This window comes from Streptomyces griseicoloratus, from assembly GCF_014534645.1.
In the GTDB taxonomy this organism is placed as follows: Bacteria; Actinomycetota; Actinomycetes; order Streptomycetales; family Streptomycetaceae; genus Streptomyces; species Streptomyces griseicoloratus.
The window spans coordinates 1-6,437 of the sequence record NZ_JACVQF010000099.1 but is presented as its reverse complement, the minus strand read 5'-3'; the positions used below and the strand labels follow the sequence as shown (position 1 = coordinate 6,437).

The window sequence follows — 6,437 nt, the reverse complement described above, 5'->3', positions numbered from 1 at the left end:
CCCACCTCACGGGCCACCCGCGTGACCTCCTGGGCGAACGACGACAGCTGGTCCACCATCGTGTTCAGGGTGTTCTTCAGCTCCAGGATCTCCCCGCGCGCGTCCACGGTGATCTTCTGCGACAGGTCACCCCGCGCCACCGCCGTCGCGACCTGCGCGATGTTGCGCACCTGCGCGGTGAGGTTGCCGGCCATGCCGTTCACCGAGTCGGTCAGGTCCCGCCACACGCCCGCGACCCCGGGCACCTGGGCCTGACCGCCGAGACGGCCCTCCGTGCCCACCTCGCGCGCGACCCGGGTGACCTGCTCGGCGAAGGCGCTGAGCTGGTCCACCATCGTGTTGATGGTGTTCTTCAGCTCCAGGATCTCCCCGCGCGCGTCGACGTCGATCTTCTGCGACAGGTCGCCGCGCGCCACCGCCGTCGTCACCTGGGCGATCTGCCGCACCTGGGACGTCAGGTTCCCGGCCATGAAGTTGACGGAGTCGGTGAGCTCCTTCCAGGTCCCCGACACGCCGTCGACGCGGGCCTGACCGCCGAGACGGCCCTCCGTGCCCACGTCCCGGGCCATCCGCGTGACCTGGTCGGCGAAGCTCGACAGCTGGTCCACCATCGTGTTCACGGTGTTCTTCAGCTGGAGCATCTCACCGGAGACGTCCACGGTGACCTTCTGCGACAGATCGCCGTTGGCCACGGCCGTCGTCACCTGGGCGATGTTGCGCACCTGCCCGGTGAGGTTCCGGAAGGCGGTGTTGACGGAATCCGTCAGGTCCTTCCAGGTGCCCGCCGCCCCCGGCACCTGCGCCTGACCGCCCAGCTCACCCTCGACACCGACCTCCCGGGCCACCCGCGTGACCTCGGCACCGAAGGCGGAGAGCTGGTCGACCATCGTGTTGACGGTGTTCTTCAGCTCCAGCATCTCGCCGGCCACGTCGACGGTGACCTTCTGCGACAGGTCACCGTTGGCCACGGCCGTCGTCACGGCGGCGATGTCCCGCACCTGAGTGGTCAGGTTCCGGAAGACCGTGTTCACCGAATCGGTGAGGTCCTTCCACGTCCCCGCCGCCCCCGGCACGTTCGCCTGCCCGCCGAGCCGCCCCTCGGCACCGACCTCGTTGGCCACGCGCGTGACCTCGTCCGCGAAGATCCGCAGCGTCTCGGTCATCTGGTTGATCGTCTCGGCGAGCTGCGCGACCTCGCCGCGCGCCGGCACGGTCACCTTCCGCGACAGGTCGCCGTTGGCGACCGCCGTCGTCACCTCGGAGATCCCGCGCACCTGAGCGGTGAGGTTCCCGGCCATGGTGTTGACGGAGTCGGTCAGCTCCTTCCACACACCGGCCACACCCGGCACCTGGGCCTGCCCGCCCAGCGCGCCCTCGGTGCCCACCTCACGGGCGACCCGCGTCACCTCGGAGGAGAAGGCCGAGAGCTGGTCCACCATCGTGTTGACGGTGTTCTTCAGCTCCAGCATCTCGCCGGCCACGTGCACCGTGACCTTCCGCGAGAGGTCGCCCTTGGCGACGGCCGTCGTCACCAGCGCGATGTCCCGCACCTGGGCCGTCAGCCGGTACGCCATGGTGTTGACCGAGTCCGTGAGGTCCTTCCACGAACCGGACATCCCGCGCACCTGGGCCTGTCCGCCCAGCTTGCCCTCGGTGCCGACCTCGCTGGCCACGCGCGTGACCTCGTCGGTGAACGTGGACAGCTGGTCCACCAGGTTGTTCACCGTCCGCGCGACCTTCAGGAACTCACCGCGCAGCGGATGCCCCGGCCCCTCCGGCGCCAGCGTCCGCAACTCCATCCGCGGCGACAGATCACCGTCCGCCACCGCCGAGAGCACCCGGCTGACCTCGGAGACGGGCCGTACGAGGTCGTCCACGAGCGCGTTGGAGTTGTCGATCGCCGTGGCCCAGGAGCCCTCGCAGGCCCCCGTCTCCAGCCGCTCCGTGAGTTTGCCCTCACGCCCGACCATCCGCCGGACCCGCGCCAGCTCGCCGGTGAGGTGCAGATTGCGGTCGGCCACCTCGTTGAAGACCGCCGCGATCTCCGACATCACGCCGTCGCCGGACACCGTGAGCCGCCTGCGGAAGTTCCCCTCCCGCATGGCCACGAGCGCCGCCAGCAGTCGGTTCAGCGCGGCCGTGTCCACCGTGGTGGTGCCACCCCGCGCCCTGCCCTGGTTTTTCGGGGACTGTCCGCCCTTCGCGCGCGTCTTCGTGCCCCGCGTCGCTGCGCCAGACTCCACTGTGTCCCTCCCGCAGGGGTCGACCATTACTGCTGTGCCCGGATACCACCGCTCGGCGTACCGGTTACTGCCGTGTACTTCCTGTGCCGCCGCGCATTCCTGCCCGCGCGCCGGACCGCTTCCAGCGCTGCTGCCCGCCGTACGCCGTACACACTCGGCCCGTCCGGACCTTCACAAGAAGCTTGCCCAGTGTTTCACCCCTGCCGAACCAGGCCATAACAGTTCGGCAGCTTCGCACATCGTCCGCACACCCTCCGGGCGGAAACACTGCGGACCGGCATCAGCATGGACGGCGAAGGTAAGTAACCTTGCATGCGGCTGTCCAGCCATGCCGGTTTGTCCGGCCTGGGCGGTGGCACAAGAACGAGCGGGCATCGGAGGGGCGGCCGGAAACATGACCACCGGACTGATCCCGGGGGAACAGCCCCCGGACCCCCGGCCGGCGGACGGCGTGCCGCAGCAGCGGCACGAGCCGGCCGGCCACGAGGCCGTGCACGGGGAGAGAGGGTCGAGGAGTTCCGTGATCACCGCCCGCGCGGCCGCCAGCTTCGAACCCGTCGGACGATCGGTCGCAAGCGCCCGCTCCTTCGTCCGCGACACCCTCCAGGGCTGGGGCTACGCCGACATCGTCGACGACGCCGTGGTGCTCACCAGTGAACTGGTGACCAATGCGGTGGTGCACGCGGGCACCGCCGCCGACGTCGTCTGCCTGCGCACCGACGAGGGCGTACGGATCGAGGTGGCCGACCGCTACCCCGAGCGCGAGGTGCCCCTCCAGAGCTCCGCCGTCAACATGGGCAGCCCCGACCGCGAGGGCGGGCGCGGCCTCCAGCTGTGCGCGGCCCTGGCCGGCCACTGGGGCGTCGAGTACACCCCCACGCACAAGAACGTCTGGTTCCAGCTGGCCCTCCCCGAACGTCCGGTCGGCACCCGCACCGCGGGTCCCTCCCTCCCGGCCGACCTCCTGCCGCTCGCCGACGGCCGGGTCCGCGTCGCCGTCGTGCAGATCGACCGCACCGGCGCCATCACGGCCTGGAACGAGGACGCGGGGGAACTGTTCGGCTACCCGGCCGAGCAGGTCATCGGCAAGCCCCTGACCGACCTCGCCGCCTGGCCGCACACGCCGGGCACCAGCACGGGCATCGCGGAGGCGCTCCAGCTCTCCCGCTGGGAGGGCAGTTACGGCATCCGCGGCGCCAACGGCCGCGTCACCCCGGTGTACGCCTCCCACCTCCGCGTCCGCGACACCGGAGGCGAGCCGTCAACCGTGTGCCTCCTCGTCCGGGACCACGAACGGGCTGTTCTGCAGACGCCGTTGCGCACCCCGGCCTCCGACACCTCCGGATCCGCCGAGGGCCAGAGCACCGACCCCTTCGAGGTGTTCATCGGCTCCCCCGCCCCCGACGACCTCGACGGCCTCCTCCAGCGCACGGCCGAGCGCGCCCGCGACATGCTCGACGGCGACGCCGCCTTCCTGCTCCTCGCGACCGACGACGAGACGGAGTTGGAGGTCCGGGCCTCCACCGGCCTGCCCTCGGCCCGCCAGCGCTTCGCCCGTGTCCCCGTCGAGGCCGGCCCCGGCCGCTACGGCTCCGCCCGCATGCCCGCCGTCCACGACGACCTGGCGGCCGTCCCCGGCGCCGTGCCGCTGCTCAACGGCACCGGCATGCGCTCCGTCGTCACGGTCCCCCTGAAGGTCGAGGGCCGCCTCACCGGCTCCCTCGGCGTCGCGGCGGAGGCCCCCGGCCGGTACTCCAACGAGGAGGCGCTGCGCCTGCAGTTCGCAGCCGACCGCATCGCCCTGGCCGTCGAGTCCGCCCGCCTGGGCGAACTGGAGCGCCTGCGCCGCGGTTCCCTCAGCTTCCTCGTCGAGGCCTCCGACCTCCTCGCCGGCACCCTGGACCGCGACCAGACCCTGGCCCTGATGGCTCAGATGACGGTCCCCACCCTGGCCACCTGGTGCGCCGTCTACACCATCGCCGACCAGGCCTCGGAGCCGTACCTGTCGTACGTCCTGCACGAGGACGAGGAACTCATCGACGGCATCAAGTCCCTGCTGTCGAAGGTCCCCGCGCCCGACCCGGTACCGACCCCCGGCGCCCGTGTCTGGACGGCGCCCGGCGAGGTGGCCCACCAGGCGGCGCTGCGCACCTCCATGCGCAGCCTCGGCCTGAGCGGCGGCCCCACGCACCAGGTCACGCCGGGGATCGGCCCGACCCTGGCCACGGCCTCCGCGGTCGGCGGCGAGACCGTGGTCCTCCCGCTGGTCGCCCGCAACCGCGTGATCGGCATGCTGACCCTCGGCAAGCCGACCGACGAGCACTTCCGCCAGGAAATCCTGGAGCTGGCCGAGGACTTGTCCCGCCGGGCCGCCCTCGCCCTGGACAACGCCCGCCTCTACTCCGAGCGCACGGCGATCAGCCAGTCCCTCCAGCGCAGCCTCCTGCCGCCCGAGCTGCCCCTGATCGACGGCGTCGAAGTGGAGGTCATCTACCGCGCGGCCGGCGAGGGCAACGAGGTCGGCGGCGACTTCTACGACCTCTTCCCCATCAGCGACGGCGCCTACGGCTTCGCCATCGGCGACGTCTGCGGTACGGGCCCGAACGCGGCGGCGGTCACGGGCCTCGCCCGGCACGCCCTGCGCCTCCTGGCCCGCGAGGGCCTGAGCGGCCCTGCGGTCCTGGAGCGCCTCAACTCCGCCATCCTCGACGAGGGCGCCCGGAGCCGCTTCCTCACCCTCCTGTACGGCGAGATGCGCCCGCAGGAGGACGGCAGCGCGGAACTGAAGGTCGTCTGCGCCGGCCACCCGCTCCCCCTCCGCCTCCGTCAGGACGGCACGGTCGAACCGGCCGCCGAACCCCAGCCGCTCCTCGGCGTCATCGAGGATTTGGAGCTGTACGAGCAGACGGTGACCCTCGACCCCGGCGACGTCCTCCTCTGTGTCACGGACGGCGTGACCGAACGCCGCGAGGGCACCCGCATGCTGGGCGACGACGGCCTCGCCGACGTCCTCACGACCTGCACGGGCCTCACGGCGGGCGCGGTGGCGGCCCGCATCATGCGCGCGGTGGAGCGCTTCGCGTCGGACGCCCCGTCCGACGACATGGCGATCCTGGCGATGCGGGTACCGGAGCCGCACACCGACTGAGAGGTGCGAACACACGAAAGACCCCGCCCGAATGGACGGGGTCTTTTTGCTGAGCCCCCAAACGGAATCGAACCGTTGACCTTCTCCTTACCATGGAGACGCTCTGCCGACTGAGCTATAGGGGCCTGTTGCTTTTCCGAGGTTTCCCTCGCGGCAACGGAATAGATCATACCCCGAACAGAGCCGTGCTCCCAACCACGGCCACGCGCATCAGAACACCGGCTGCAGAAGCCCGCCGAGCGCGTTGCAGGCGGAGACGATCCGCTGCATGTCCCGCTTCGTCAGCAGGGCGTCGACCGGCAGCGCCAACGTCTCGTCGGCGGCCCGCTCGGTCTCGGGCAGTGACACGCACCGTCGGAACCCGGGCAACCGGTGCACGGGCGTCTTCACCGGCACCCGGCACTCGATGCCCCTGCCCCGCACGGCCCGGGCGAACGCGTCGCGGTCCGGCCGCCCGTTCCCCGGCACCCGCACCACGTACTGCTGATAGGTGTGCCCGTCGCCCCCGTCGGGCGTGCGCACGCCCCGGAGCCTGGCGTCGAGGAACGCCGCCCGCTGCCTGCGCTGCGCGATCTCGCCGCGCGGCACCTCGGACTCGCCCTGCTCCAGCACGAGGAGCCCGTGCCGCTCCCCCACCGCGTGCAGCCTGCGCATGTTCGCCGGCCGCCCGAACCGGTGCACGACGACCACGGCCGCGGTCCGTGGGGTGACGGCCGACTCCACAGCCCCGGCATCAAGGCAGTACGACACGGGATCTATGTCCGCGAACACCGGCTGCGCGCCGATCAGGGCGACGGCCTCGGCGACTTCCACGTTCCCGAAGGCCGACACGACGACTTCGTCTCCGACTCCGACGCCGGCGGCCCTGAGCATTGCAGCAGTACCCATGCTGGGGATGGTGGTTGCGCCACGTGAACGTGAAGTGACGCGAAACAAAAAAGGGTTGGACCCGGAACCGAAGTTCGGGGTCCAACCCTTTGAATAATTGTTCGGCGGCGTCCTACTCTCCCACAGGGTCCCCCCTGCAGTACCATCGGCGCTGTAAG

At 71.1% G+C, this 6,437-nt stretch carries 3 protein-coding genes and 1 tRNA gene; 1 reads left to right on the top strand and 3 read right to left on the bottom strand.

Annotation, left to right across the window (positions count from 1 at the left end):
- Positions 1 to 2,243: HAMP domain-containing protein (locus H0H10_RS02625; RefSeq protein ID WP_188179142.1), on the bottom strand; the 2,243-nt coding region annotated here is incomplete at its 3' end.
- A 394-nt stretch (positions 2,244 to 2,637) separates the two neighbouring features.
- Between H0H10_RS02625 and H0H10_RS02620 the strand changes: the two genes are divergently transcribed.
- On the top strand, positions 2,638 to 5,391 hold the full coding sequence (locus tag H0H10_RS02620; protein ID WP_188179141.1) for a SpoIIE family protein phosphatase: 2,754 nt from the start codon (positions 2,638 to 2,640) through the stop codon (positions 5,389 to 5,391).
- Between the two features lie 52 nt (positions 5,392 to 5,443).
- On the opposite strand, the gene H0H10_RS02615 is transcribed toward H0H10_RS02620, so the two are convergent.
- A tRNA-Thr gene (locus H0H10_RS02615) sits at positions 5,444 to 5,516 on the bottom strand.
- Between the two features lie 85 nt (positions 5,517 to 5,601).
- Entirely contained in the window at positions 5,602 to 6,264 is a 663-nt protein-coding gene (locus tag H0H10_RS02610; RefSeq protein WP_188179143.1) for a DegT/DnrJ/EryC1/StrS family aminotransferase, read from the bottom strand.
- Positions 6,265 to 6,437 lie beyond the last annotated feature (173 nt).

What these genes read in the sequence shown, in the direction of transcription:
- H0H10_RS02620 (WP_188179141.1), top strand. Translation starts at nt 2,638, where the DNA reads ATGACCACCGGACTGATCCCGGGGGAACAGCCCCCGGACCCCCGGCCG.
- H0H10_RS02610 (WP_188179143.1), bottom strand. Translation starts at nt 6,264, where the DNA reads ATGCTCAGGGCCGCCGGCGTCGGAGTCGGAGACGAAGTCGTCGTGTCG.